The organism is Candidatus Jordarchaeum sp. (genome assembly GCF_052745115.1).
Map to the genome: position 1 here is coordinate 1 of NZ_JBRAKS010000553.1, position 1,572 is coordinate 1,572.

The window sequence follows — 1,572 nt, forward strand, 5'->3', positions numbered from 1 at the left end:
AAATGCGCCCCACACCTTCCGCATAAGGGCGCAAAAAATGATACAACCCTTGCAAAAACCGTTCTCCAGCTACGGAGATTGAAAGTTTTTTATTTACACATATTTTTACATTCAGTTACTTAGAGCCATCAATGAAACAAGTCTGTGGTGATTTAGGGGGATTCATCTATTTGCTTGATAAATTCTAAACAGATCCTTACCACATCGGCCACCTGTTTGTAATCTAAATTGTCCATAACATCGTTGGTGGTGTGGTAGTACTTCGGAAATCTGCTGGGTCCCACGGCAACTATTGATGCGGACTTTATACTCTTCTCTGCGAAGGACTTGGCGTCTGTGTAAGCGTCTATGGAGCCGCTGTTGAATTTTATTCGCAACTTTTTGGCAATACTCTTCAGCATTTCAATGACTTCTGGTGACAGCTTTATTAAGGATCTAACTTCTTTTTCCACAATGTAAAGGGAGGTTTCCTTCTCGCCTACCATATCAATGTTTACATTGTAGGCGTCTTTTAACTGATTGTAGTATTTCTTTACGAACCTTTTACTTCCTCGGTCTCCAATCTCTTCGCATCCGAAGGATACAACCCACACTTCTGTATTTTTGGGTTGAAGCTCCCGCGTGGAAATATATTTTGCTACTTCGTAGCAGACAGCCATTCCCGTTAGGTTATCGTTGGCACCCATGACCGGAGTATCAGAAACCATATTGGGATAAATATATAGCATGATTGGGATAGGAGCCACCAGTAATATTATGAGGATAATTTCTATGGGAAAGGCGAGCGGTATGTGGAGAATATACAATGCTAGCCTAATTATTAGTATTGGAAGGAGAACATAGTTGAAGATAACGGGAATTGCTTGGAACGCGGTGAATTTGCTTCCAAACTTTCTTATTAGGGGGAACTCCCAGTTTGCGTCGTGGTGTCCACTGATTAAAACCAGTTTCTTTGCTTTTTCTCTGGGTTTTATTCTCCCAATAACATTGGTTGAACCTTTCTCCGGGAAAAAGATGTCAATAGTCTCCCTTGTATACATTAAGCTTCCCACTATTACCACCACTACTGAAAACAGGGAGATGCCAATCGCCACCAGAAGAATAATCATAGCGTATACTAACAAATTCGCATCCCAAAATGAAGAAAAAATCGAATAACCCCCAAACAAAGCAATAGAAGTCTGTAATCCAAAATAGTTGGCGATAATGTACAAACTGGTGGATATGATATATAGAATAATAGGCCATCTGAAGGCTGCTCGATAAGCACCGGGACGACAGGTAAAATTCTCTATAGATGTTTTGTTACAGTATTCGTCAAATTTTTTCTTCAACAGCTTCGCAGCCTGGGCTTCCTGTTCACTGCAGGGAGGGCGCGGACCAACCTGTTCACAGAAATACTTTATGAATTCTTTAATCTCCGCCGGAACATTTGCGTAACTAACCATAAACAAACATCTCCAAATACTATTCCAAAATTAAAAATTTGTGCATTCAACCCATATTAATACTCCATACCTAAGGTTCTGGTACTAAATACGGTTGGTGGGTCTGATTAATATTTTGCTTTTC

General features: G+C 40.3%; 1 protein-coding gene. It reads right to left on the minus strand.

Annotation, left to right across the window (positions count from 1 at the left end; genetic code table 11):
- Nucleotides 1–152: 152 nt before the first annotated feature.
- The gene (locus tag ACUVXA_RS20760) at nucleotides 153–1,448 is read right to left on the minus strand and encodes a M28 family metallopeptidase (RefSeq protein ID WP_445873200.1); all 1,296 of its coding nucleotides are present in this window, start codon (nucleotides 1,446–1,448) and stop codon (nucleotides 153–155) included.
- Between the last annotated feature and the right edge of the window lie 124 nt (nucleotides 1,449–1,572).